We start from the raw sequence: 23,488 nt of genomic DNA, 5'->3' as shown, positions 1-23,488 counted from the left end.
GTTCGATGCCAGAGAACGAGATCGAGATCCGGGGCCTGTACAAGTCCTTCGGCGACAACGAGGTGCTGCGCGGCATCGACCTGGACGTGGCCACCGGTGAGGTGGTGTGCGTCATCGGGCCGTCCGGGTCCGGGAAGTCGACGCTGCTGCGCTGCGTGAACCTGCTGGAGGAGCCCACCAAGGGCCAGGTGTTCGTGGGCGGTACGGAGGTCACGGACCTGGACGTCGACATCGACGCCGTACGCCGCCGGATCGGCATGGTGTTCCAGCAGTTCAACCTCTTCCCGCACGTGACGGTCACCGAGAACCTCACGCTGCCGCAGCGGCGGGTGCTGAAGCGCGGCAAGGAGCACGCGGCGAAGGTCGCCCGGGAGAACCTGAAGCGCGTCGGACTCGCCGACAAGGCGGACGCCTACCCTGCGCAGCTGTCGGGCGGGCAGCAGCAGCGGGTGGCGATCGCCCGGGCGCTGGCGATGGGCCCCGAGGTGATGCTCTTCGACGAGCCGACGTCCGCGCTCGACCCGGAGCTCGTCGGCGACGTGCTGTCGGTCATGCGGATGCTGGCGTCGGAGGGCATGACGATGATGGTCGTCACGCACGAGATGAGCTTCGCCCGGGAGGTCGCCGACCGGGTGGTGTTCATGGACGGCGGCGTGATCGTCGAGGAGGGCCCGGCCGCGCAGGTGGTCGGCGCCCCGCGCCACGAGCGCACCCGCCACTTCCTGACCCGCATCCTGGACCCGGCCGCGGCGCCCGGCCCCGAGGAGCCGTCCTAGGGGGCCGTCCGGACGGCCCGGACCAGCAGCAGCGCCGACGCCGCGGCGGCGAAGGCGCACCAGGTGGAGACGAACTCCAGCCGCCACATCAGGAGGCAGAGCACCGCGCCCGCCGCGACGACCGCGCCGAGCAGCCGCAGCAGCCGGTCCGGCGCGAGCAGCAGCGCGCCGACCGTCGCCACCAGGTAACCGGCGATCAGCAGCGGCGCGTACGGCAGGTCGAGGACGTACCCGACGGTGCGGCCGCGGATCTCGGCGGTGACGGGCCGGGTGGCGAGGCAGTACGCCAGGGCGGCGGCCGTCACGACTCCGGTGGCGGCCGGGGCGGCGAGGCGCCGGCGGCCGCCCGGCGGCGAGGCGGCCAGCACGCCGAGCGGCACCCACACCGGCAGCAGCGGCAGCGAGATCACCGCCCAGGCGAGGGTCGCCGGGCCGCTGCCGCCGCCCGCGCGCCACACGGCGGCCTCGACGATCTGGTGGGCGCCGAGGAGCAACGGGAGCGCGGCGAGCGGCAGTTCGCGGGCCCGGCGCGCCCGCGCCGTACAGGCCACGCCGATCGCGGCGACGACCGTGCCCGCCGCGAGATCGGCCGTGGCGCTCCAGCACATGGTGGGTAGCGTACGGGGGCGGCCGGTCAACGGTCCGGAGGCGAACCGGACCGGTACGCCGTCCTCGGCTTCCGCCCGGTCCGCCCGGGCCTGCGCGGGGTGAGGGACGCGGTGGCGCGCCGGCGGGCCCGTTCACCTGGTCGGCTGACGCGCCCGCTCCTCGCCGACGCGGCCGGGGCCCCGCTGCCACGCTGACGGCATGTCGTGGTTTCCGGGCCGCCTGCGGCGGCAGCGCGTGCGGCGCACCGTGCTCGTCCTCCTCCTGGGTCTGGTCAGTCTCGGGCTGGTCGTGGCCATGCTGGTGGCCGGGCTGGACACGGGCGATCCGCTGGCGAGCGTCCTCGGTCTGTTCGTCGGGCTCGCCGGGCTCGCGCTCTCCGCCGCCGACTTCCTGCGCGGGCAGGAGGCCCCGCCGCCCGACCCCGGGGAGCTCGCCGACGACCTGGCGCGGATCCTGCGGGCGCAGTGGCTGGAGGAGGCCGAGTCCCGCCGGCTGCGCGATCCGCGAGTGCTGCCGCTGGTGTGGAGCGCCACCCGGCGCGACGTCGGCGACCGGGCCGAGGCCGTCGTACGGGCCGGAGGCGGCGGGGGGCCTCTGTCTGCCGGTGACCGGGTGCCCGGGCAGGGCGCGGGGCCCCGGGTCGTACGGCTGCGGCTGGACGGCCGGCTCGACGGGCGGTTCGAGGAGGCGGTCGCCGGGCTCGCGGCCGGGTACCGGCAGATCGGCAGCGGGCGGCTGGTGGTCCTCGGCGAGCCCGGCGCCGGGAAGACCGTGCTCGCCCTGCTGCTCACCCTCGGGCTGCTGGAGCCCCGCGAGTCCGGCGGGCCGGTGCCGGCGCTGCTGCCCGTGTCGTCCTGGGACCCGATCTGCGAGTCGCTGGACGACTGGCTGGTGCGGCGCCTGGCGGAGTCGTACTACGCGGGCCGCACCGAGATCCCGCGCTCCCTGCTGCTGCACGGGCTGCTGCTGCCCGTCCTGGACGGGCTGGACGAGATCCCCGAGTCCGCGCGGCGCAGCGCGGTGCGCGCCCTGAACCGCGCGCTGGGCCGGGAGCGGCCGGTCGTGGTGACCTGCCGGTCGGCGGAGTACGAGGACGTCGTCAAGGCGGGGTCGCCCGCGCTGCACCGCGCGCCCGTCGTGGAGATCAGCCCGGTCGCCCCACGGGACGCCATCCCGTATCTGGCGGACGTGGCCTGGCCGGAGGAGTCCGACTGGTCGACGGTGTACGAGCGGCTGCGTACGCGCCCGGACAGCCCGGTGGCCGGGGCCCTGTCCACCCCGCTGATCATCTCGATGGCCCGCACGGTGTACGAGCGGTGCGGCGGGCAGCCGGCGGAGCTCGTCGACGAGGAGCGGTTCCCCAGCCGGCACGCGGTGGAGGACCACCTCATCGAACGGTTCGTGGACGCGGCGTACGCACCGGGCGCCGTGCCCGCCGAGGGCGAGGGCGGCTCCGTGGCCCCGGATCCCGCGAAGGCGCGGGAGTGGCTGACGTTCCTCGCCCGGTATCTGCACCGGTACGGCGAGCGCGATCTGGCGTGGTGGCTGATGAGCCCGCGGCTGCTGTCGGCGTGGGCGGCGCCGGGGGTCGGGCTGGGGTTCGGGGTGCTGTTGGCGGTGCTCGTGGGGCTCGGCGTGACCTGGTTCGCGCCCGTGGAGGAGGAGGGCGGCTACCTGATCGCCACGTGCGTCTCGCTCGGCGCCGCCTTCGCGGTCCTGACCATGCTGATCTGGTACGCGACGGCGGGCCGTCCGCCGGGCCGCCCGTCGTTCGCCGTGCGCGGCACGGGGCCCCGGCTGCGCCGGGGGTTGTGGACCGGCCTCGCGATGACCGCCGTGCCGACCGTGGCGGTCATCGCGGCCATGACCGTGGTCGGCGTGGTCGACGGGCTCACTCGGGTGGAGGCGGCGGCGCTCCTCGACGCGGGAACCCTCGCCGGCGCCCTGATGGTCGTCGTCGGCGCCGGTGTCGCCGTACACGAGTGCCTGAACGCGCCGCCCGGCCACGCCGCCCGCGCCGAGCCGGGCGCCTCGCTCCGTGACGACCGCCGCTCGGCCGTCCTGGGAGCGCTGGCCACCGGGGCGGTGGTGGGGCTCGGCGCGTTTCCGGTCCTGGCCGTGACGAGACTGACGGCGTCGCTCCTCGCGACCGTCCTGCACGGATGGCGGGGCGAACCTCCGCTCACGGACGAACTCCTCGCACGGATCCATGAGCTGGCCGCGTGGTTCGGCCGGTACGGGGGTGGCGAGTGGGACGTGGCCATGTTCATCGCGGAGTGCTTCGTGCTGCCGGGCCTGGTGACCGCCCTGCTGATCCTGCTGTCCCGGGCGTGGACCCGGTTCCTGCTGTGGCGGCTGATCGCCGCGGCGCGCGGCCGGCTGCCCTGGCGGTTCATGGGCTTCCTCGCCGACGCCCATGGCAGGGGTGTCCTGCGCGGGTCGGGCGGTCTGTACCAGTTCCGGCACATCCGTCTCCAGGAGACGCTGGTGGCCCGGTCGGCGGCGGGCGTGGCCCGGGAGCCCGGCCGGGACGCCGCGCCCGTGCGCTCCGCGCGGCGTGCGAAGGCAGCCGCCGCTGTGGGGGCGCTGACGGTCGTCGCCGCCTCGCTGTACGCCTTCCCGGACGACACCTCCACCGCCAGGTGGATCCCCCCGCACCCGGTCGGCACGCTGGAGTTCCGGCACGGCGTGGTGCTGGCGCGCGACGGCGACCGGGTGACCCGGTGGGACGCGGTCACCGCCGAGTCGCTGCCTTCGCGCTCCCTGCGCCGGGACGAGCTGATCGACGTCGGGAAGGCGGTCGGCTCCCCCACGCTGTCGCGACCGCTGCGGGGGCTGGACAGGACGGAGTACGGGAACCTCGTGATCAGGGACCTCCACAGCGGGCGGTATCCCGAGGACGGGTTCCTGGCCAGGACCGGCGGCCGCCCACGGATGCTGGTCGGGTACTGCGGCGGCCCGCTCCTCGTGTGGGACCTGGACGAGCGGCGGGTGGTCGCGCGGACCGCCGCCCCGCGCGGCGGTCTCAACTGCCATGAGCCCATGCCGCTCAGCGGAGACTTCGGCACGCTCGCCGGTGTCAGCGACGACGAGTGCACCGTCGCGGTGTGGAACGCCGCGTCCGGCACGCTCCGAGCGGCCTTCGACGTATGCCGGCAGCCGGAGGGGGACGAGCCCGCTCCGTTCGTCGAAGCGGTGGCCCTGAGCCATGACGGCCGGACCTTGGCCATCGGCGACAGTCGTGGCACCGTCCGCCTCTGGGACACCCGCACGCGCGAGGAACGGGCACCGCTCACCGGCCATGACGTCCGCAGCGCCATCACCCGCATCGCCTTCGACGCGGCCGGCACCCGCCTGGCCACGTACGGCAGCGGCGGCTCGGTCCGGCTGTGGTCCCTCGACAAGGGGACCGGCTGAGGGGGATCGTTCCGCGCGATCCGGGTACCCGAACCCCCTCCCGCAGCCGAGGAAAGGGGAGGACCGAGCACCGTGAGGAACCATTCGCACGACGCCACCCGGCCCGAGCAGGGGCCGGAGGAACCGGCCGGGCTGCGGCTGGCCGGGGGCCAAGCGGTGGAGGGCGACCCCACCGCCGTGCCGTTGGACGCCGCCATGGGCGGCGGCGGGGCGGCCGGGGACGCCTGGCTGCCGCGGGACAGGATGCAGGCGATCCTGGAGGCCACCAAACAGGTCGCGGGGCTGCTCAAGGCCGCCGGGCTCCGGTTCGCGCTGGCGGGCAGTGTCGCGGCGTACGCGCACGGCGTGCCGGGCAACCTCCAGCACGACACCGACTTCGCGATCCTGCGCGAGGACGCGGGCGACGTGGCCCGGGTGCTGGAGAGCGCCGGGATCCCGGTGCGCAAGCCGCCGGAGGACTGGCTGATCAAGGCGACGGCGCACGGCGAGAACATCGATCTGATCTTCGAGCTGGCCCGGCATCCGGTGACGCCCGATCTGCTGGAGCGTGCGGACGTCCTGCCGGTGGACTCGGTGCGGATGCCGGTCCTCGCCCCGACGGACCTCGTGGGCAGCCTGCTGGCCGCCTTCTCCGAGCACCACTGCGACTTCGGAGCCGTGCTGCCGATCGCCAGGACCCTTCGGGAGAAGATCGACTGGGAGCTGCTGCGGCACGAGAGCCGGGGGTCCGCGATGCCCGAGGCGTTCCTGTTCCTGCTGGAGCGCCTGAACGTGATCGAACCGGTCACCGAGCGAACGCTCACCGAACGACGGGAGGGACCGTCATGAGCGCGGCCGACACCGCCGAATACCGCATCGCCCACCTGCGGGACCGGCTGGCCAGCGAGGACATCGCCGAGCTCGGCGTACGCATCGAGCAGCGGGGGACGAGCGTGATGCTGTACGGCACCGTCTCCAGCTCCGCCTGCCGCACCGAGATCCTGCGGATCGCCGCGGAGGAACTGGCCGGGCTCCCGCTGCGCGAGGACCTGGTCGTGGCCTCCGCGAATCCGCCCGACCACTCCGAGGAGCTGACGTGATCCGAGTAGCAGCCGTCGGCGACATCCATCTGGGCCCGGACAGCGCCGGAACGCTGCGGCCCGCCTTCGAGACGCTCCGCGAGTGCGCGGATCTGCTGCTCCTGGCGGGCGACCTGACGCGGCACGGCACGGCCCGGGAGGCGGAGGTGGTCGCCGGGGAGGTGGCCGGTCTGGGTGTGCCGGTCGTGGCGGTCCTCGGCAACCACGACTACCAGAGCGACCAGGAGGCGGAAGTGACGGCGGCGCTGGACGGCGCCGGTGTGACGGTGCTGGAGGGCGAGGGCACCGTGCTGAGCATCGACGGCGTGCGGGTCGGCGTGGCCGGGACCAAGGGGTTCGGCGGCGGTTTCGCCGGGCGCAGCGGTGGCGAGTTCGGCGAGCCGGAGATGAAGTCGTTCATCCGGTACACCCGGCGCTGCGCGGACGGGCTGCGGGGGTCGCTGAACACCCTGAAGGACGCGGGCTGCGCGGTGCGGATCGCCCTGACGCACTACTCCCCCGTGGCGGACACGCTGGCGGGCGAGCCGCTGGAGATCTATCCGTTCCTGGGCAGCTATCTGCTGGCCGAGGCGGTGGACGAGGCGGGCGCGGACCTGGCGGTGCACGGTCACGCGCACATGGGCGTCGAGCACGGCATGACCAGCGAGGGGATCCGGGTGCGCAACGTCGCCCAGCCGGTGATCGGCCGGGCCTTCGCCGTCTACCACCTGTCCGTGCACGCGGACGCCGACGGTCAGGACAAGTGGGCACGGGAGCGGGCGGCCGCGGTGCGCTAGGGCCTGTCTTCCGGATCTTGCCGGGCTCGCGTCGCCTGGCACCGCACCTCGCCGCGTTGTCGTCGGTCGCCAATGCTCCGCAGTGACTCCCTCCTCCGCCTTGCGATGTACGGCACCAGACCCCGCTCCCTGATCCGGCCTGATCCGAAAGACAGGCCCTAGTCACACCGACCGGTCGCGTTACTCCTCCCCGAAGCGGGGGTAACGGAGGATACTGCGACACATCGGACCAAACCGCAGAAAGACGGCATCGAAGGAGCCGAGGATCGTGACGGACGTATCGAGCCGGGGTCCCGCGCCCGGCGACGACCGGAAGGTGCTCACCAACCGCCAGGGGCACCCGGTCTACGACAACCAGAACCAGCGCACCGTCGGCGCCCGCGGCCCGGCGACGCTGGAGAACTACCAGTTCCTGGAGAAGATCAGCCACTTCGACCGGGAGCGCATCCCCGAGCGTGTCGTCCACGCCCGCGGCGTCACCGCGTACGGCTACTTCGAGGCGTACGGCGCCTGGGGCGACGAGCCGATCAGCCGTTACACCCGCGCCAAGATCTTCCAGGAGCGCGGCAAGCGCACCGACCTGGCCGTGCGCTTCTCGACGGTGATCGGCGGCCGCGACTCCTCGGAGGCAGCCCGCGACCCGCGCGGGTTCGCCGTGAAGTTCTACACCGAGGACGGCAACTGGGACCTGGTCGGCAACAACCTGGGCGTGTTCTTCATCCGGGACGCGATCAAGTTCCCGGACGTGATCCACGCGCTCAAGCCCGACCCGGTCACCTTCCAGCAGCAGCCGCGCCGGATCTTCGACTTCATGTCGCAGACCCCGGAGTCCATGCACATGCTGGTCAACCTCTTCAGCCCGCGCGGCATCCCGGCCGACTACCGCCACATGCAGGGCTTCGGCGTCAACACGTACAAGTGGGTCAACCAGGAGGGCAAGACCGTCCTGGTCAAGTACCACTGGATGCCCAAGCAGGGCGTGCGCAGCATGACCGAGGAGGACGCGGCCAACGTGCAGGCCGAGAACCTCGGGCACGCCACCAAGGACCTGTACGAGGCGGTCGGGCGCGGCGACCACCCCGAGTGGGAGCTGCTGGTCCAGATGATGGAGGACCACGACCACCCGGAGCTCGACTTCGACCCGCTGGACGACACCAAGACCTGGCCGGAGCAGGACTTCCCGCCCAAGCCGGTCGGCAAGATGGTGCTCAACCGGATGCCGGAGAACTTCTTCGCCGAGAACGAGCAGATCTCCTTCGGTACGGGCGTGCTGGTGGACGGCCTGGACTTCTCGGACGACAAGATGCTGGTCGGCCGGACGTTCTCGTACAGCGACACCCAGCGCTACCGGGTCGGCCCGAACTACCTCCAGCTCCCGGTCAACCAGGCCAAGAACGCCGACGTGCGCACCAACCAGCGCGACGGCTTCATGACGTACCGCCAGGACGGCCACGGCGAGAACCCCGACGTCAACTACGAGCCGTCGATCCGGGGCGGGCTGCGCGAGGGCGCGTACCCCACGCACGACGAGCAGGGCCCGGAGATCCGGGGGCGGCTCACCCGCAAGCGGATCCCGCGCACCAACGACTACCTGCAGGCCGGGCAGCGGTACCTGCTGATGGAGCAGTGGGAGCGCGACGACCTGGTGCGCAACTTCGTCAACGCGCTGAAGGAGTGCGACCGGCCCGTCCAGGAGCGGATGGTCTGGCACTTCCTGCTGGTCGAGAACGACCTCGGGCTCCGGGTCGGCGAGGGCCTGGGCATCAGCCCGCAGGACGTCGCCCACCTCGAACCCCTCGCGAGCCAGGACCTCACGGAGGAGGACCGCAAGCGGCTGGCGAACCTCGGGGAGAACCCGCCCCGGGACGTGGACGGCCTCACGATGACGCACTGCGTGCCGGACGAGCGGCATGTGGTGACGCGCTGACGGCACCGGCCGCAGGGCCCCACCCCACCGGGTGGGGCCCTTGCCATGCGCCGCCCTCCCCTGCGCCGCCCTGCCCTGCGCCGCCCTGCCCTGCGCCGCGCTCGGTGCTCAGGGGCGGCGCCAGGCGTCGCTCTCCAGGTGGGACCCGGCCTGCGGGCCCATGCGGAGCATCCCGCCGTCCACGACCCAGGACGCACCGGTGACGTACGAGGCCCCCTCCCCCGCCAGGAACGCGATGACCGCGGCGACCTCGCGGGCGTCGCCCGGCCGGCCCAGCGGCACGCCCGGCCGGGACGTCCGCGTCACGTCCTCGTCCTCCTGGCCCGTCATGGGCGTGGCGATCTCGCCGGGCGCGACGGCGTTCACGGTGATGCCGTACTCGGCCAGCTCCAGCGCCATCACCTGGGTGAGCAGCCCGAGGCCGCCCTTGGCCGCGCAGTAGGGCGCGGCGCCGACGCGCGGCTGATGCTCGTGCACGGAGGTGACGTTGACGATCCGGCCGCCGGCGCCCTGCCGGATCATGCGGCGCGCGGCGATCTGGCCGCAGAGGAACGGCCCGATCAGGTCGACGTCGAGGACGCCGCGTACGGTCGCGTACTCCATGTCCAGGAAGGGCGTGGCGGTGCCGGTGCCGGCGTTGTTGACCAGGACGTCGACGCGGCCGAGCTCCTCCGCGAGCCGGTCCACGGCGTCGGCGGCGTCCGGCAGCTTGGTCAGGTCCATGTGGGTGAGGGCGGCCCGGCGCCCGTGCGCCCGTACCTCCTCGGCGGTCCGCCGGGCGCCCTCCTCGTCGGTGTGCCAGGTGATGCCGACGTCCATGCCGTCGGCGGCGAGCCGGACGGCGGTGGCGCGGCCGATGCCCGAGTCGGACCCGGTGACGACGGCGACGGGGGTACGGGCGGCGCGGTCGCGGGCGGGTGAGTTCATCGCTCCTCCTGGACGGTGGTCACTCGATGGACGGTCACGTTGGTCAGGAGCTTTGGCGGTACCACGTCGCCCGGATGGCAAACGCGGGCGTCCGGGCGGTTACTGGGACGGGTGTGTACTGAGTGACTGATGATCGGGCAGGGGAATGAGATGCCAGAAGTATCAGCTCCTGTGATCAAACTGGTGCGGCGGACGACCGAACCCGTCGCGGTACAGACCATTCGCTCGACCGCGGCGGCCGTCATCTCGTTCGTCGTCGCGCTGGCCGTGCTGCCCGACCAGCCCTCTCCCCTGACGGCGCCGCTCACGGCGCTGCTGGTCGTGCAGGTCACTCTCTACTCGACCCTGACCACCGGCATCCGGCGGGTGAACTCGGTCGTCGTCGGCGTGCTCCTCGCCGTCGGCTTCAGCGCGCTCGTGGGACTGACCTGGTGGAGCCTCGGGCTGACCATCTTCACCGCGCTGATCGTCGGCCGCTTCGTACGGGTGGACGAGTTCGTGCCGGAGGTGGCGATCAGCGCCATGCTGGTCCTCGGCGTCTCGCAGGCCGCGTCGGTGGCCTGGCACCGGGTGCTGGAGACGCTGATCGGCGCCGGGGTGGGCCTGCTGTTCAACCTGCTGTTCGCGCCGCCCGTGTGGGTGCAGAGCGCCGGGGCCTCCATCGACGGGCTGGCGCGGGGCATGGGCCGGATGTTCCGGACCATGGGCGCCGAGATCGGCGAGGGGCACATCCCCTTCCCGCACGCGGCCGCCCGGCTGCACGAGGCGCGGCGGCTGGACCACGACATCGTGGAGGTCGACGCCTCGCTGCGGCAGGCGGAGGAGAGCCTCATGTTCAACCCCAGGGTGCGGGAGGGGCTGCTGTCGCGGATCGTGCTGCGCACCGGCCTGGACACGCTGGAGATCTGCGCCGTGGTGCTGCGGGTGCTGACCCGCAGCCTGACCGACCTGGCGAAGTTCCGCACCGAGGAGTCGCTGTTCCCGCCGGACGTGGCGGCCGGGCTCAAGGAGCTGTTCGGGCAGATGGCCGACGCCATCGAGAGCTTCGCCCGGCTGATCACCACGCAGGTGGCGGCCAACGCCGAGCGCGCCGAGGAGCAGCTGACCGAGGCGCTCGCCGCCAGCCGGGCCACCCGTGACCGGGTCGCCGACATGCTCCTGGAGGACGTGCAGGAGCACCCCCGGCAGTGGCAGCTGCACGGGGCGCTGCTCGCGGAGATCGACCGCATCCTCGACGAGCTGGACCTCGACAAGCGCAGTGAGCGCCTCATGGAGGAGCTGGACCGCCGCTCGGCCGAGCTCGGCGAGCGCCACCCGCGGTTCCACGCCCTGAGCCGCCGGCTGCGCGGCCGCCGCGCGGAGCGCCGCCCCCGGGTCGAGGCGTAGGGCCTGTCTTCCGGCCGGCTCGGGTCGGCGGCGCGGCCGCTGTCGGACCCGGGTGGCAAGCTGGAGGGACTGCCGCCGCCGCAGGGAGAAACCGATGCACCGCCCGCCCCCGCCCCCTCCTTCACCGCCGCCCGACGGGCCCGACGCCCTGTTCGGCCTCCAGGAGCTGCTGGGCGCCTCCGAAGCGCCGGAGCGCGGGCCGGAGCCGGAGCCGGGGTCCGCCGGAGCGGACGCCGCCGCCGGGCTGCTCGACGTGACCGAGATCCAGGCCGAGCCGGCGGCCGCGCTCTCCCCGCGCGGCCGCGCCATCATCGGGCGGTTTCCCGGCGCTCGGCTCATCGAGGTGGGCTCCCACTGGAACATCCCGCACCTGCACGGCAACGAGGGCAACGCGGACCGCTGGGTGCGCGTCAAGCGGCAGACGCTCGTGCTGGGCGTGCGCAAGTCGTTCGAGGTCCGCCCGAACGGCCGCTCCGCCGACTGGATCGCCCCCGGCGCCTCCAACGGGTGCGCCATGGCGTGCGCGTACTGCTACGTGCCACGCCGCAAGGGCTACGCCAACCCGATCACGCTGTTCACCAACGTCGAGGACATCATCGGGGCCCTCGACCGCCACATCCGCGGCCTCGGTCCCAAGCCGGAGCCCAACCAGTGCGATGCCGACCGCTGGGTGTACGACATCGGCGAGAACGGCGACTGCTCCGTGGACGCGCTGATCGGCGACGGCACCGCCGCGCTCGTCCACGCCTTCCGGCGGTGGCCCACCGCCAAGGCGTCCTTCGCCACCAAGTACGTCAACCGGGCGCTCCTCGGCCTCGACCCGCGCGGCGCCACCCGTATCCGCTTCTCCGTCATGCCGTCGGCCGACTCACGCCTCCTGGACATCCGCACGAGCCCGGTGGCCGACCGGATCGCGGCCGCGGGCGACTTCGTCGCCGCCGGATACGAAGTCCACTTCAACCTCTCCCCCGTGGTGATCCGGCCCGGCTGGGAAGCCGACTGGGCCGAGCTGCTGCGCCACATGGACGACGTCCTCCCGCCCGCCGTGAAACGGCAGGCGGCGGCCGAGGTCATCATGCTCACCCACAACCGCGAGCTGCACGAGGTGAACCGGACCTGGCACCCGCGGGCCGAGGACGTCCTGTGGCAGCCCGGTCTGCAACAGGCCAAGCGCTCGCAGAACGGCGCCCGCAACGTCCGCTACCGCGACGACGTCAAGCGCGAGTCCGTCGCGCGCCTCACGGCGCTGATCGGGACCCACGCGCCCTGGCTGCGGGTGCGGTACGCGTTCTGACCGGCGTACGACCACCAGGGCATCGGGCGGCGGAGGCGTGGAACACGTCCGCAAGGCCGGGCGGAAGCGCCGGCCCCAAAACCGCCGACCCGAGGAGGCCCTGTGTCCGACGACGCCCTCGCCCCTGTGTACGCCCGTATCCGGGAGGAGGTCGCCGCACGCGCCGACCGGCTGTGGGACGTCGCCCTGGCGCTGCACCGCGATCCGGAGACCGCCTTCGAGGAGCACCGGGCGGCGCGGCTGCTCTCCGGTGAGCTGGAGGCCGCCGGGTTCGCGGTGGAGCGGGGGGTCGCCGACCTGCCGACGGCGTTCACCGGCCGCACCGGCGGCGGTGGGCGGCCGTGCGCGGCGCTGCTGCTGGAGTACGACGCGCTGCCCGGCCTCGGTCACGCGTGCGGCCACAACCTGATCGCGGCGGCTGGTCTGGGCGCGGCCCTCGCCGCGCGGGCGGCGCTCGGCCCGGTCGAGGGCTCGCTGCTGGCCGTCGGCACGCCGGCCGAGGAGCACGGCGGCGGCAAGGTCGTCGAGGTGGAGGCGGGGCTCTTCGACGGGGTCGACGCCGCGCTGATGGTGCATCCGGGCGTGTACGACTGGACGTGGGCGCCGCTGACGGCCAGCGCGCAGCTGCGGGTCGGTTTCCACGGCCGCGCGGCGCACCCGACGGGCAACCCGACGGAGGGCATCGACGCGCTGGCCGCGCTGATCCAGCTCTTCAACACCCTGCCGGTGCTGAGCAGGAGGCTGCCGCCCGGCTCGCACGTGCAGGGCATCGTGTCGGACGGAGGCCGCGCCACGAACATCGTCCCGGAGTACGCGGAGGGCCTCTTCGGGCTGCGCGGGGGCACCACGGCGGCCCGGGAGGAGCTGGAGGCGGAGCTGCGCTCCTGCGCGCAGGGCATCGCGCTGGCCACCCGTACGACGGTGGACGTGGACCGGGTGGGCGAGGGCTACGAGCACTTCCGCGACAACGACGTGCTGTCCGGCCGGTTCGCGGACCACATCGCGCGGGCGGGGCTGCGGCTCTCGGACCCGGTGCCGGGCATCTACCTCGGCTCGTCCGACATCGGGAACGTCAGCAATCGGGTGCCCGCGATCCACCCCTGGGTGTCGATCATGGATCCGGAGGACGGCGCGGACCACACCCCGCGCTTCGCGGCCGCCGCGGCCTCCCCACGGGCGCGGCGGGCCATGCTCGCGGCCGCCGAGGCGCTGGCCTGTACGGCGGCGGACGTCCTGCTGCGCACGGAGGTGCAGGAGCGGGCGTGGGCCTGCCTGCGGGACAAGGCCGCGGCCGGGCTGTGACGCCCGTTGCCGGGCGCGTGCGGCACGTCAGTCCTCGATGGCCACGCGGATGCTCTTGACCTCCGTGTCCGCCGCGTCCGGCACGACCATGCCCGCGTCGACGCCGGTGCGCAGATAGCGAAGGACCTCCGCGTTGAGGCGCTCGCCGGGCAGGGCCGCCGGGATGCCGGGCGGGTACGGGGTGAGCATCTCGGCGGTGATCCGGCCGACCGCCTTCTCCCACGGGACCTGCTCGGTCCTGCCGAAGAACGCGTCACGCGGGAGGATCACCTGCTCCAGCCGCAGCTCGGCCGGGTCGGGCACCTCGATCCGGGGCGCGGGGCGCAGCTCGTCGGCGTGGGCGGCGGCCTCCGCCAGGGCGGTGACGAGGGCGTCCGCGCTCGCTTCGTCGTCCGCGTGGGTGAGCTGGGCGCTGCTGCGGCGGTGGTCGGAGAGGTGCAGGTTGATGCGGTGTTTCTCGCGCAGCCGGTCGGCGACGCGGTACCCGGTCGTGCCGAGGGCGGAGATGTCGACGATGACCTGGAGGGGGTCCATGTCGGAGGCGCGGCCGGGCCCGCAGAAGTCGTCGCGGCCGTGCACGTGCAGGCCGTCGATCTCGGCGATCCGCGCCCGTACCGACTTGGCGAGGGCGAGCGCGTCGTCGTAGAGGGCGTGGCCGTGTTCGACCATCTGGCGGCGCCAGCCGTCGAGGGCCGCGTAGACGAGTACGGAGGGGCTGGTGGTGCCGAGCAGGTCCTCGCGGTTCTTGAGGACCTGGGGATCGATGAGGTCGCCCTGGAGGTGGAAGACCGAGCCCTGCTCCAGCCCGGAGCCCATCTTGTGGACGGAGGTGACGCACACGTCCGCCCCGGCGTCCATGGCCCAGGTCGGCAGGTCCGGGTGGAAGGGCAGATGGGCGCCCCACGCCTCGTCGACGATGAGGGGTACGCCGTGCTCGTGGCAGACGCGCGCGATGCCGGGCAGGTCGGAGCAGGTGCCGTACGGCGTCGGCGTCGTCACCAGCGCACCGCGCGCGTCGGGGTGCTCGGCGAACGCGGCGCGGAAGGCGTCGGCGGACGGCGGGTGCGCGAGGTGCAGGTCGGCGTCCCACTGGGGGTCGACCCAGATGGGCACGATGCCGGCGAGGACCAGGCCGGAGACCACCGCCTTGTGCGCGTCGCGGCCCACGAGCAGCTTCTCGTGCGGGCCCGCGACCGACAGCATCGCCGCCTTCACGGACAGGGAGCTGCCGCAGGTGGAGAAGAAGGTGTGCTCCGCGCCCACCGCGTCGGCCATCAGCTCCTGCGCGTGCTCGATGATGCCCTGGGACGACATCCGGTCGTCGAGGCCGCTGGTGGCCAGGACGTCGGAGAGGAACACGGCGTCGCCGAGCACCGCGCGGACGCGGGGATCGGCACCGCGCCCCTGCTTGTGCCCGGGCGGGGTGAAGGGGGTCTGGTTCTCGGCGTGGTACGCCTTCAGGGCGTCGAGTACGGGTGCCTTCGAGTGGTCCATGTCCTCGCGGGTGCCCTCGCGCCCCGGTCGGAAACGGGGCCGCTCGGGGCCCTCAGGGCCGCGGGTTGGTGCGCTGCCAGCGCGGGCGGGCGTCGCCGCCGCGGTGCCCGGCGACGGAGGCGCAGCGCGGGCAGAGGCGCTGGACGCGGTCGGCGGCGCCGCCCGACTCCGGGAAGGTGTCGGTCCACGTCACGTGGGGGAAGCGGGCCAGCTGGGAGCGGCTGAGGGAGAGCCCGCAGACCGTCTGGTTGAGGCCCGGTTCCCAGGCGTGGACCTCGCCGGCGGGCAGCCGGCGGCGGCCCTCCTCCTCGTCGGTCCACTGCCCCGAGGCGGCGACCGCGTACCGCTTGGCGCGCGGGACCATGGGCGGCTCAGCCGGCGGCGTTGTCGACGCGCAGCCGCACCTGCTGCTCCAGCCGCTCCAGGCTGCGGTCGAGGGCGTCGGAGACGGCCTTGTCGCCCGGGTCGTGGCTCTCGTCGAAGAAGGACAGGTGCACGGTCACCTCGCTGGTGCCGGTGTCCATGCCGGCGACCTGGAGCCAGCCGGTGTAGCTGCCCTGCTCCCGGGTGCCCCATTCGAGCCGCATCTGGTCCCGTTCGGCGCGCAGCAGGGCGGGCGTGTCCTCGTCGGTGCGGTCCTCGTGGACGGTGACGGCGGGCAGGTCCTGGGCGTGTACGTGCAGCTCGGCGGGGAGCCAGGTGTCCAGCTGGTCGATGTTGGCCACCTGGTCGAAGACGTGCTCGGGCAGCGCGGGCATGGTGCGGGAGCGTTCGTACTCGGTCATCGCTGTGTACCGTCCTCGGCTCGGGGTCGGTCGTTCCCCGCACGGGTTCCCGGCAGGCGGCGGCTGAAGCGGGGCGAGGGCCAAGCGGGCAAAAAGAGAGCCCCGGCTGGACGGGGGAACCAGCCGGGGCAGTCAGGGGGCGGTTGTGAAGGCGTCTTCACAACCGACTGAATGAACGATAAACCATTCCTGCGCGACGGCGCCAATCGCCTCCGGGCAGGACTTTCCCCCGTCCGCGTCTCACCGCCTCACCGCCTCACCGCCTCACAGCGCCGACTGCGGAGCCGTACGCCCCGGGGCGGTCGTGGCCGTGGCCGCCGCCTGCGCCGACAGCGGCGTCGCGATGTCCTCCAGCGACCTGCGCTCCGCCGGGACGGCGAGGAACAGGGCCACCAGACCACCCAGGACCATCACGGTGGCGCCGATGCAGAAGGCCAGCACGGTGTCGGCGGGCGCGCCGCTCTCCGTGAGGCCCGCGAAGATCAGCGGCCCCGAGATGCCGCCGGCGGCGGTGCCGATGGCGTAGAAGAAGGCGATGGCCATGGCCCGGGTCTCCATCGGGAAGATCTCGCTGACGGTGAGGTACGCGGAGCTCGCGCCCGCCGAGGCGAAGAAGAGGACCACGCACCAGCAGGCCGTCAGGGTGGTCGCCGTGAGCCGGCCGTCGCCGAAGAGCCAGGCGGTGGCGAAGAGCAGGACCCCCGAGAGCAGGTACGTACCGGCGATCATGGGCCGACGCCCCCAGGTGTCGAAGAGGCGCCCGAGCAGCAGCGGCCCGAGGAAGTTCCCGGCCGCGATGACCGCGAAGAAGTAGCCGGTGGAGCCGCTCGGCACGTCGTAGAAGGTCACCAGGATGGCGCCGAAGCCGAAGGTGATGGCGTTGTAGAGGAACGCCTGCCCGACGAAGAGCGCGAAGCCCAGCACCGCCCGCCGGGGGTAGGTCCGGATCAGGGTCCGGGCGATCTCTACGAAGCCGACGCTGTGCCGCTGCTTGATGGTGATCGCGCCGGCGGGCTCAGGCAGCGGCTTGCCCTTCTCGCGCTCGATCTCGCGTTCGACGCCGGAAACGAGCTCCTCGGCGCCCTCGGCGCGGCCGTGGATGAACATCCAGCGGGGCGATTCCGGGACGTGCCGGCGTACCAGCAGGATCACCAGACCGAGGACCACACCGAGGCCGAAGGAGATCCGCCAGCCGAGGTCCTTCGGGAAGAGGGCGGTGTCCAGGAAGACGACGGACAGCAGGGCGCCACCCATGGCACCGAGCCAGAAGCTGCCGTTGATGATCAGGTCCACCCGGCCGCGGTACTTGCTCGGGATCAGCTCGTCGATGGCGGAGTTGATGGCCGCGTACTCCCCGCCGATGCCGAAGCCGGTGAGGAAGCGGAAGAGGAAGAACCACCAGGACGAGTACGACAGCGCGGTCAGCGCCGTCGCGGCGAGGTAGACGGCCAGGGTGATGAGGAAGAGCTTCTTGCGGCCGAAGCGATCGGTCAGCCAGCCGAAGAACAGCGCGCCGGAACAGGCGCCGGCGACGTACAGGGCGGCGGCGACACCGGTGACCTGGGTGCTGCTGATGGCGAGGCCGCTGCCCTCCTCGGACAGGCGGCTGGCCATGCTGCCCACGATGGTGACCTCGAGGCCGTCGAGGATCCAGACGGTGCCCAGGCCGATCACGATCATCCAGTGCCACCGGGACCACGGCAGCCGGTCCAATCTGGCGGGGACCTGCGTGGTGACGGTCCCGTTCGTCGACTGACCGAGCTCGCTCATGGGTCACCTCCGGGGGGTGTCGTGGCGCGACGCGTGTACCCCATGATCAATCCAGGGAAACGGGCCTGCACGCCGGGCGAGCGGGTACCCCGGCGGTCATGGACGCCATGAGACCCCTGGCCGTGGTGACCGGAGCCTCCAGCGGCATCGGCCGTGAGCTGGCCCGGACGTTCGCCGCGAACGGCTTCGACCTGGTCGTCTGCGCGGAGGACGCCGCGCTGGCGGCCGTGGCCGAGGAGCTGCGCGGCCGCGGCACCGACGTCACGGCCGTCACCGCGGACCTCGCCACGTACGACGGCGTCGAGCAGCTCCACGCCGCGGTGCTCGCCACCCGGCGCCCGGTCGCCGCCGCCGCGCTGAACGCGGGCGTCGGCGCGGGCGGGGCCTTCGTCGACACCGACCTCGCGGACCACGCCCGCGTCATCGACCTCAACATCAACGGGACGGTGCACCTCGCCCACCGGCTGCTGCGCGCGATGGTCGACGCGGACGAGGGCCGGCTGCTGATCACCTCCTCGGTGGCCTCGATGGCGCCGGGGCCGTTCCAGTCCGTCTACAGCGCCTCCAAGTCGTTCCTCCAGTCCTTCGCGCAGGCGCTGCGGGAGGAGCTCAAGGACACCGGGGTCACCGTCACCTCGCTGATGCCGGGGGCCACGGAGACGGACTTCTTCCACCGCGCGGGCATGGACGACACGCGCCTGGGCCGCCTGCGCCACAAGGACGACCCGGCGCAGGTCGCCGAGGACGCCTTCGAGGCCCTGATGCGCGGCCGGACCCGGGTGGTCGCGGGCTCGGTGAAAACCCGGGTCCTCGGCGCCGCCGTCAAAGCCGTACCCGACCGGGTGAAGGCGGCGGGGCAGCGGTACTGGTCGAAGCCGCGCGCGGCACGGCGCTAGGAAGTGCCGCTTCAGGAGAGGAGCGAGCGGCCGGTGGGCGCCAGGCGGAGCGTTCGGGGAGCCGCCGTCTGTGCTCGTGCGATGCCCGGCAGGATCTCGTCCCGCGCGAGGGGGTGGGCCTGGACGGCGGCGAGGTGGCGGAGGTACGCGCGCTCGTCGGGGTACGAGGCGACGAGCACGGCGACGTTCTCCCCGGTGCGCACCGGCAGCCTGGAGAACGTGTTGGGCGCGGGCTCGGTGGCCAGCAGGGCGAGGGGCGCGGGTCCCGTCTCCGACAGCACGGGGAGGAGGCCGTCCCGGATCAGTGCGACACCGCTGTCGTCTCCGGGGCGGAAGGACCACACGGTGGCGGCCACGAAACGGTCCGGCGCCGGAGCGCCGACCGCGGGCCGGTCGGCGGAAGGGGCGGCGAAGCCGGTCCCGTCCGACGCGGGGCGCAGGAGGAGGACATCGTCCGAGTCGACCATGGTGTCGTTGGCGCGGGGACCGTGTTCGGCCCAGACGGGGCCGCCGTAGAAGGCCGTGAGCGCGCGATGGCGCGTCGTCATGTCCCGGAAACCGCGCAGCCAGACGAAGCGGTCCGGATCGTCGAGGTCCCGGAACTGTCCCAGCACGCTCATTCCCGCTTCTTCCTGAGGTTCGACGAACTCCCGGTCGAACAGCTCGATGAGCTCGTCGCGTCGGCCGGGGCGCAGCGTGTACTGGCGGAGCTCGATGACGGCGGCGGGGCCGGAGGCGCGGCTATCGGACATGGGTGGACTCCTGCTCGGTGCTCTTGACGGAAAAGGGGGACTTCCGCGCCGACGGTAGGAGAGCCGTGTGTCAGGGGCTGTCAGGGTTTCCGGGAGAGGTTTCCCGGGAGGGTGCGGGTGCGGGGAGAATGCGTCCATGTCCGCCGGTCGACTGCTGTCAGTGCTGCTGTTGCTGCAAGCGCGGGGCCGCGTGTCCGCACGCGGGGTCGCCGACGAACTGAACGTCTCCGTGCGTACCGCCTACCGCGACCTGGCACGCCTCCAGGCCGCCGGATTCCCGGTCTACGCCGAGCCGGGTCGCGGAGGCGGCTACCGGCTGCTCGACGGCTACCGGACCCGGCTGACCGGGGTGAGCGAGGGCGAGGCACGGGCGTTGTTCCTCGCCGGGCTGCCCGGACCCGCCGCCGACCTGGGGCTCGCGGCCGAGGTGGCGGCGGCGCGCCTGAAGCTGCTGGCCGCGCTGCCGGCGGGGCCGCGCGAGGAGGCGGCCCGGACCGCGGCGGTGTTCCACCTCGACGCTCCCGGCTGGTACCGGGAGCACGAAGAGGCACCGCACCTGCCCCTGTTCGTCGACGCGGTGCTCACCCAGCGGGTGGTGGACGTGCGCTACCGCCGATGGCGGGCGCCGCAGGAGGTGGAGCGCCGCCTCCGTCCCTACGGCCTGGTCCTCAAGTCCGGGACCTGGTACGTCGTGGCCGCCGCGGAGAGCGGGACGGCGACCACCTACCGCGTCTCCCAGGTCCTCGACGCGGTCCTGGGCGACGAGCGGTTCGACCGTCCGCGCGACTTCGACCTGGGCGCGTACTGGGCCTCCTACCTCGACGATTTCCAGGCACGCCGCTACACCGGAACAGCCACCGTCCGCCTGTCCCCTCAAGGGCGCCGGCGCCTGCCCGACAACGTCCCTCCGGAGGTGGTGCGGGCGGTCGACTCCACCGCGGTCCCCGTCGGCGACCGCGGATGGGTCGAGGCGGTCATCCCGACCGAGAGCACCGACCACGCCTGCGGCGAGCTGCTGCGCCTCGGCGCGGACGTCGAGGTCGTCGCCCCGCCCGAACTGCGCCGAGCCATGGCGACGACCGTGGCGGTGCTCGCCCGGGCGTACACACTCCCCTGACGCTGGAGCACGCCGTCGTGCACTCAGCGCAGAATCTCGAGCCGCGCCCTCTCGTTCGGCGTCGCGATGTCCCAGAAGCGGGCGATGCCCCGCGCATTGCTGTACACGCCCGTGCCGCCGGTGATGGCCATGTCGAGGGGGCCCTGCTCTCCCTTCGTCCACAACGACTGCATCGTCAGGGAACCCCGCGCGACCTGCATCGTGATCAGGCACTGCGACGTGAGTTCTGCGTCCTTCACCTGGACGACCTGGCAGGTTCCGCCCCCGCGTCCGACATCGCGCCCGTCCTTCACGGCCGTGCCGGAGTAGACGTCCATGTCGCCCAGGCTCGGCCCCGCGGGGCCGAGATCGACAGCCGTGTACTGATCGTTCCGGACCTTGAGTTCGAGGACTTCGGCACGCCCCTTCTCCGGGGTGCCGGCATGCGCGCCGTCAACGGCCCACACCCCGAACGCGGCTGCGGCGAGCGATGCGGCGGCGAACCTCTTGAGCGTCGAAGCGGTGATGATCACGGCGGGTGCTCCTCACTGTGCGTTCGCTGCGTGTCCGGCGGGCTGGTCCTTGTCGGACGGCAGCCAGACGGTCATGGTCGCCGGGTCGATCGGGATCGAGACGTGCTCGTGAGTGATCGACCATGTTCCGTTTGTGCGCTGGAGGCAGACGCTCTCGCGTACCCAAATCGACGCCTGGAGCCCGCCTTTGCGCTCTCCCGAGTCCAGGTGGAGCATGTGCGCGAACGCGGTGTCGCCGTCGGCCGCGAGCGTGAGGTCGTGCGTCTCCAGGCTGATGGGGCCGACGTATCCGTCGAACCAGCGCAGGAAGTTGCGGCGGATCTCGTCGGTCCCCGTGAACCGCAGCGGGGGGACGACGTCGTAGTAGACGGCGTCGGGTGCGTAGAACGACATGAGCCGGTCGATGTCCTTCGTCTGCTGGGCGTCGGCTCGGTGCGCCAGGAGCGCCCGGATCTCGGACTCGTGGGTGGTCATCGCGTACTCCTTCGGTTGCGGGGCGTGCCGCGGGAGGGAAGGCGTTCGCTTCCGTCCCGTGCCGCTGCCCGTACGACGAGATGGCGCGGCGGAATGTGACGCGGGGCGCCGATCTCACATTTCGGGGCGCTGTCCCGTCAGAGAGGTGAGGGAAGATCCGACCAAGGGAGCCGCGAGACCATGACGACCAGTTCGACCGCGCCACGGGACGGCCGACTCGACCCGATGGCGACCGTGGTCACCGGTGAACGCCGCAGGCTGATCAACGTCGCCTACCGGATGCTGGGCTCCGTGGCCGAGGCCGAGGACGTCGTCCAGGAGACGTACGCCCGCTGGTACGCGATGTCTCCGCGGCAGCAGGAGGCGGTGGTGTCACCCGGCGGCTGGCTGACCAAGGTCGCCGGCCGCATCTGCCTCGACGTGCTCCGGTCGGCACGGGCCAGGCGCGAGCGTTACGTGGGGCAGTGGGTGCCCGAGCCGGTGCCCGCGCGCACCGAGTGGTCCGCCGGCGCGGTGGACGACGGCACGGCCGATCCGGCCGACCGCATCACGCTCGACGAGTCGGTCGGCATGGCCTTCCTCGTCGTCCTGGAAACGATGACCCCGGCGGAGCGCGTGGCGTTCGTCCTCCACGACGTCTTCCGCTATCCCTTCTCCGAAGTGGCCGACATCGTCGGCCGCACCCCGGCGGCCTGCCGCCAGTTGGCGTCCTCGGCCCGCCGCCGCGTCGAGTCCTCGCGGGTCCCCTCGTCGCCGATGGGCCAACAGGCCCGTGTCGTCAAGGAGTTCAAGCGGGCGTGGGAGGCCAGGGACATCAACGCCCTCATCGGCCTGCTCGACGCCGACGCCACCGCCGTCGGGGACGGTGGCGGACTCGTCACGGCCCGGCCCCACCCGATCGAGGGCGCCGAGCACATCGCCCGCTTCTTCACCGCCCGGGCCCACCCCGGCGGGCTGACGATCCGCGAGTGCACGGTCAACGGTCAGCCCGGTCTCGCGGCCCACCTGGACGGCACCGTCGTGTCGGTGTACGCCTTCGACATCGCGAACGGCAGGATCCGCCGGATCTGGGCCGTCCTCAACCCCGAGAAGCTCCGGCCCTGGAAGAGGGACCCCAGGCCCTAGGGAACGCCTCCTAGGGGCGCCGGAGCACGTCCGGGTTGGCGCAGTGGGCGAGGGGCTCGCCGCGGAGGAAGCGGGCGGCTTCCGTCGCGACGATGCGGGCCGCCTTGTGGGCGACCTCGCGGCTACCGCCCGCGATGTGCGGGGTCAGGACGACGCCCGGCGTGGACAGCAGGCGGGCGCCGGCCGGGACCGGTTCGGCGGGGAAGACGTCGAAGCCGGCGCCCGCCAGGTGGCCGGTGTCGAGGGCGTCGCAGACGGCGTCGTAGTCGAGGAGCGCGCCGCGCGCGCAGTTGACCAGGACGGAGCCGGGCGGCATGGCGGCGATCTGGTCGCGTCCGATCATGCCCCGGGTCTCGTCGGTCACGCGCGCGTGGAGGGAGACGATCCGGGAGCGGCTCAGCAGCTCGTCGAGGGGGACGAGTTCGGCGATGCCCTCCACCGCCTCGGGCTTGACGTACGGGTCGTGGACGAGCACCTCGGCGCCCATGGCGACCAGGACGCGGGCGACGCGCGAGCCGATCGCGCCGAAGCCGACGAGTCCGACGACGGAGCCGTCGATCTCGATGCCGCAGGTGTCGTAGTCGTAGTAGTCGCCGCGCCAGGTGCCGTGCTTGAGGCCGGTGTGGACGTCGCCGATGCCGCGGGCGGCGGCGAGGATCAGGGCGAGGGTGTGCTCGGCGGTGGCGACGGCGTTGCGGCCGGGGGCGTAGCAGACGGCGACGCCGTGGCGGGTGGCGGCCTCCAGGTTGGCGTTGACGGGGCCGCCGCGGCTGACGCAGAAAAGCTCCAGGTCGGGGCAGGCGGCCAGCACGCGCTCGGTGAGCGGCGCCATCTGGGTGAGGCAGATCCGTACGCCGCGCAGCGCCTCGATCAGCTCGTCCTCGGTGCCGGACGCCTCGTCGACCTCGGCGACCGCGCCGAAGGGGGTGTGCGGCCAGGGCAGTTGGAGCTCGCGTACATCCAGGTCGGCGGTCGGCGCGGCGGCGCGCAGTTCCTCGGTCAGCAGGCGGGGCAGGACGAAGTGGTCGCCGGCGGCGAGGACGGTGGTGGTCACGGCGGTGCTCCAGACG

At 73.0% G+C, this 23,488-nt stretch carries 22 protein-coding genes; 12 read left to right on the top strand and 10 right to left on the bottom strand.

Annotation, left to right across the window (positions count from 1 at the left end; all coding sequences use genetic code 11):
• Positions 1-5: 5 nt before the first annotated feature.
• Positions 6-776 (top strand): amino acid ABC transporter ATP-binding protein, encoded by a 771-nt coding sequence (locus tag ACIRNI_RS25305; RefSeq protein WP_403554574.1) that lies wholly within the window; start codon positions 6-8, stop codon positions 774-776.
• Here ACIRNI_RS25305 and ACIRNI_RS25300 read toward each other — a convergent pair.
• Positions 773-1,384 carry a DUF6629 family protein gene (locus ACIRNI_RS25300; RefSeq protein WP_403554572.1) on the bottom strand — a complete coding sequence of 204 codons (612 nt, stop codon included), beginning with the start codon at positions 1,382-1,384 and terminating at the stop codon, positions 773-775. The genes ACIRNI_RS25305 and ACIRNI_RS25300 overlap by 4 nt on opposite strands.
• Positions 1,385-1,583: 199 nt before the next feature.
• Between ACIRNI_RS25300 and ACIRNI_RS25295 the strand changes: the two genes are divergently transcribed.
• From ACIRNI_RS25295 to ACIRNI_RS25275, 5 genes are all read left to right on the top strand, one after another.
• Positions 1,584-4,802, top strand: coding sequence for an NACHT domain-containing protein (locus ACIRNI_RS25295; RefSeq protein ID WP_403554570.1), 3,219 nt, complete (start codon positions 1,584-1,586; stop codon positions 4,800-4,802).
• A gap of 72 nt (positions 4,803-4,874) precedes the next feature.
• Entirely contained in the window at positions 4,875-5,630 is a 756-nt protein-coding gene (locus ACIRNI_RS25290) for a nucleotidyltransferase family protein (RefSeq protein ID WP_403554568.1), read from the top strand.
• Positions 5,627-5,881, top strand: a complete 255-nt coding sequence (locus ACIRNI_RS25285) for a hypothetical protein (RefSeq protein ID WP_403554566.1) — start codon at positions 5,627-5,629, stop codon at positions 5,879-5,881. The genes ACIRNI_RS25290 and ACIRNI_RS25285 overlap by 4 nt, the downstream gene beginning before the upstream one ends.
• On the top strand, positions 5,878-6,657 hold the full coding sequence (locus ACIRNI_RS25280) for a metallophosphoesterase (RefSeq protein WP_403554564.1): 780 nt from the start codon (positions 5,878-5,880) through the stop codon (positions 6,655-6,657). The genes ACIRNI_RS25285 and ACIRNI_RS25280 overlap by 4 nt, the downstream gene beginning before the upstream one ends.
• A 268-nt stretch (positions 6,658-6,925) precedes the next feature.
• Positions 6,926-8,584, top strand: a complete 1,659-nt coding sequence (locus tag ACIRNI_RS25275) for a catalase (protein WP_403554562.1) — start codon at positions 6,926-6,928, stop codon at positions 8,582-8,584.
• A gap of 108 nt (positions 8,585-8,692) precedes the next feature.
• On the opposite strand, the gene ACIRNI_RS25270 is transcribed toward ACIRNI_RS25275, so the two are convergent.
• The gene (locus ACIRNI_RS25270; RefSeq protein WP_403554560.1) at positions 8,693-9,511 is read right to left on the bottom strand and encodes an SDR family oxidoreductase; all 819 of its coding nucleotides are present in this window, start codon (positions 9,509-9,511) and stop codon (positions 8,693-8,695) included.
• 150 nt (positions 9,512-9,661) lie between these two features.
• On the opposite strand from ACIRNI_RS25270, the gene ACIRNI_RS25265 reads away from it, so the two are divergent.
• The 3 genes from ACIRNI_RS25265 to ACIRNI_RS25255 all read left to right on the top strand — a co-directional run bounded on the left by ACIRNI_RS25265 (position 9,662) and on the right by ACIRNI_RS25255 (position 13,493).
• Positions 9,662-10,897 (top strand): aromatic acid exporter family protein, encoded by a 1,236-nt coding sequence (locus ACIRNI_RS25265; protein ID WP_403554558.1) that lies wholly within the window; start codon positions 9,662-9,664, stop codon positions 10,895-10,897.
• 94 nt (positions 10,898-10,991) lie between these two features.
• Positions 10,992-12,191 carry a spore photoproduct lyase family protein gene (locus ACIRNI_RS25260; protein ID WP_403554557.1) on the top strand — a complete coding sequence of 400 codons (1,200 nt, stop codon included), beginning with the start codon at positions 10,992-10,994 and terminating at the stop codon, positions 12,189-12,191.
• Between the two features lie 102 nt (positions 12,192-12,293).
• Complete coding sequence (locus ACIRNI_RS25255; RefSeq protein ID WP_403554555.1) at positions 12,294-13,493, top strand: amidohydrolase; 1,200 nt, start codon at positions 12,294-12,296, stop codon at positions 13,491-13,493.
• A 27-nt stretch (positions 13,494-13,520) separates the two neighbouring features.
• On the opposite strand, the gene ACIRNI_RS25250 is transcribed toward ACIRNI_RS25255, so the two are convergent.
• The 4 genes from ACIRNI_RS25250 to ACIRNI_RS25235 form a co-directional block, all read right to left on the bottom strand.
• Positions 13,521-14,987 carry an aminotransferase class I/II-fold pyridoxal phosphate-dependent enzyme gene (locus ACIRNI_RS25250; protein WP_403554553.1) on the bottom strand — a complete coding sequence of 489 codons (1,467 nt, stop codon included), beginning with the start codon at positions 14,985-14,987 and terminating at the stop codon, positions 13,521-13,523.
• Positions 14,988-15,039: 52 nt separating this feature from the next.
• Positions 15,040-15,351 carry a hypothetical protein gene (locus tag ACIRNI_RS25245; protein WP_403554551.1) on the bottom strand — a complete coding sequence of 104 codons (312 nt, stop codon included), beginning with the start codon at positions 15,349-15,351 and terminating at the stop codon, positions 15,040-15,042.
• Positions 15,352-15,358: 7 nt separating this feature from the next.
• Positions 15,359-15,772 carry an SRPBCC family protein gene (locus ACIRNI_RS25240; RefSeq protein ID WP_355359517.1) on the bottom strand — a complete coding sequence of 138 codons (414 nt, stop codon included), beginning with the start codon at positions 15,770-15,772 and terminating at the stop codon, positions 15,359-15,361.
• 264 nt (positions 15,773-16,036) lie between these two features.
• Complete coding sequence (locus ACIRNI_RS25235; protein ID WP_403554549.1) at positions 16,037-17,542, bottom strand: MFS transporter; 1,506 nt, start codon at positions 17,540-17,542, stop codon at positions 16,037-16,039.
• Positions 17,543-17,640: 98 nt separating this feature from the next.
• Here ACIRNI_RS25235 and ACIRNI_RS25230 point away from each other — a divergent pair, with 98 nt between their 5' ends.
• Positions 17,641-18,438, top strand: a complete 798-nt coding sequence (locus tag ACIRNI_RS25230; RefSeq protein WP_403554547.1) for an SDR family NAD(P)-dependent oxidoreductase — start codon at positions 17,641-17,643, stop codon at positions 18,436-18,438.
• Positions 18,439-18,449: 11 nt separating this feature from the next.
• Here ACIRNI_RS25230 and ACIRNI_RS25225 read toward each other — a convergent pair whose 3' ends face one another.
• Positions 18,450-19,190, bottom strand: coding sequence for an NIPSNAP family protein (locus ACIRNI_RS25225; protein ID WP_403554545.1), 741 nt, complete (start codon positions 19,188-19,190; stop codon positions 18,450-18,452).
• Between the two features lie 136 nt (positions 19,191-19,326).
• On the opposite strand from ACIRNI_RS25225, the gene ACIRNI_RS25220 reads away from it, so the two are divergent.
• The gene (locus ACIRNI_RS25220; RefSeq protein WP_403554543.1) at positions 19,327-20,307 is read left to right on the top strand and encodes a helix-turn-helix transcriptional regulator; all 981 of its coding nucleotides are present in this window, start codon (positions 19,327-19,329) and stop codon (positions 20,305-20,307) included.
• Between the two features lie 23 nt (positions 20,308-20,330).
• Here the strand turns inward: ACIRNI_RS25220 and ACIRNI_RS25215 are convergent, their stop codons facing one another.
• The gene (locus ACIRNI_RS25215) at positions 20,331-20,819 is read right to left on the bottom strand and encodes a hypothetical protein (RefSeq protein WP_403554541.1); all 489 of its coding nucleotides are present in this window, start codon (positions 20,817-20,819) and stop codon (positions 20,331-20,333) included.
• A gap of 12 nt (positions 20,820-20,831) precedes the next feature.
• On the bottom strand, positions 20,832-21,293 hold the full coding sequence (locus ACIRNI_RS25210; protein WP_403554540.1) for a YybH family protein: 462 nt from the start codon (positions 21,291-21,293) through the stop codon (positions 20,832-20,834).
• A 180-nt stretch (positions 21,294-21,473) separates the two neighbouring features.
• On the opposite strand from ACIRNI_RS25210, the gene sigJ reads away from it, so the two are divergent.
• Complete coding sequence (gene sigJ / locus ACIRNI_RS25205) at positions 21,474-22,418, top strand: RNA polymerase sigma factor SigJ (RefSeq protein WP_403554538.1); 945 nt, start codon at positions 21,474-21,476, stop codon at positions 22,416-22,418.
• Positions 22,419-22,428: 10 nt separating this feature from the next.
• Here sigJ and ACIRNI_RS25200 read toward each other — a convergent pair whose 3' ends face one another.
• On the bottom strand, positions 22,429-23,472 hold the full coding sequence (locus ACIRNI_RS25200; RefSeq protein ID WP_403554536.1) for a 2-hydroxyacid dehydrogenase: 1,044 nt from the start codon (positions 23,470-23,472) through the stop codon (positions 22,429-22,431).
• Between the last annotated feature and the right edge of the window lie 16 nt (positions 23,473-23,488).

The sequence above is a fragment of the Streptomyces sp. NPDC093546 genome (assembly GCF_044765045.1).
GTDB lineage: Bacteria > Actinomycetota > Actinomycetes > Streptomycetales > Streptomycetaceae > Streptomyces.
The sequence above is the reverse complement of the archived record's forward strand: the minus strand, read 5'-3'. Positions and strand labels throughout refer to the sequence as shown.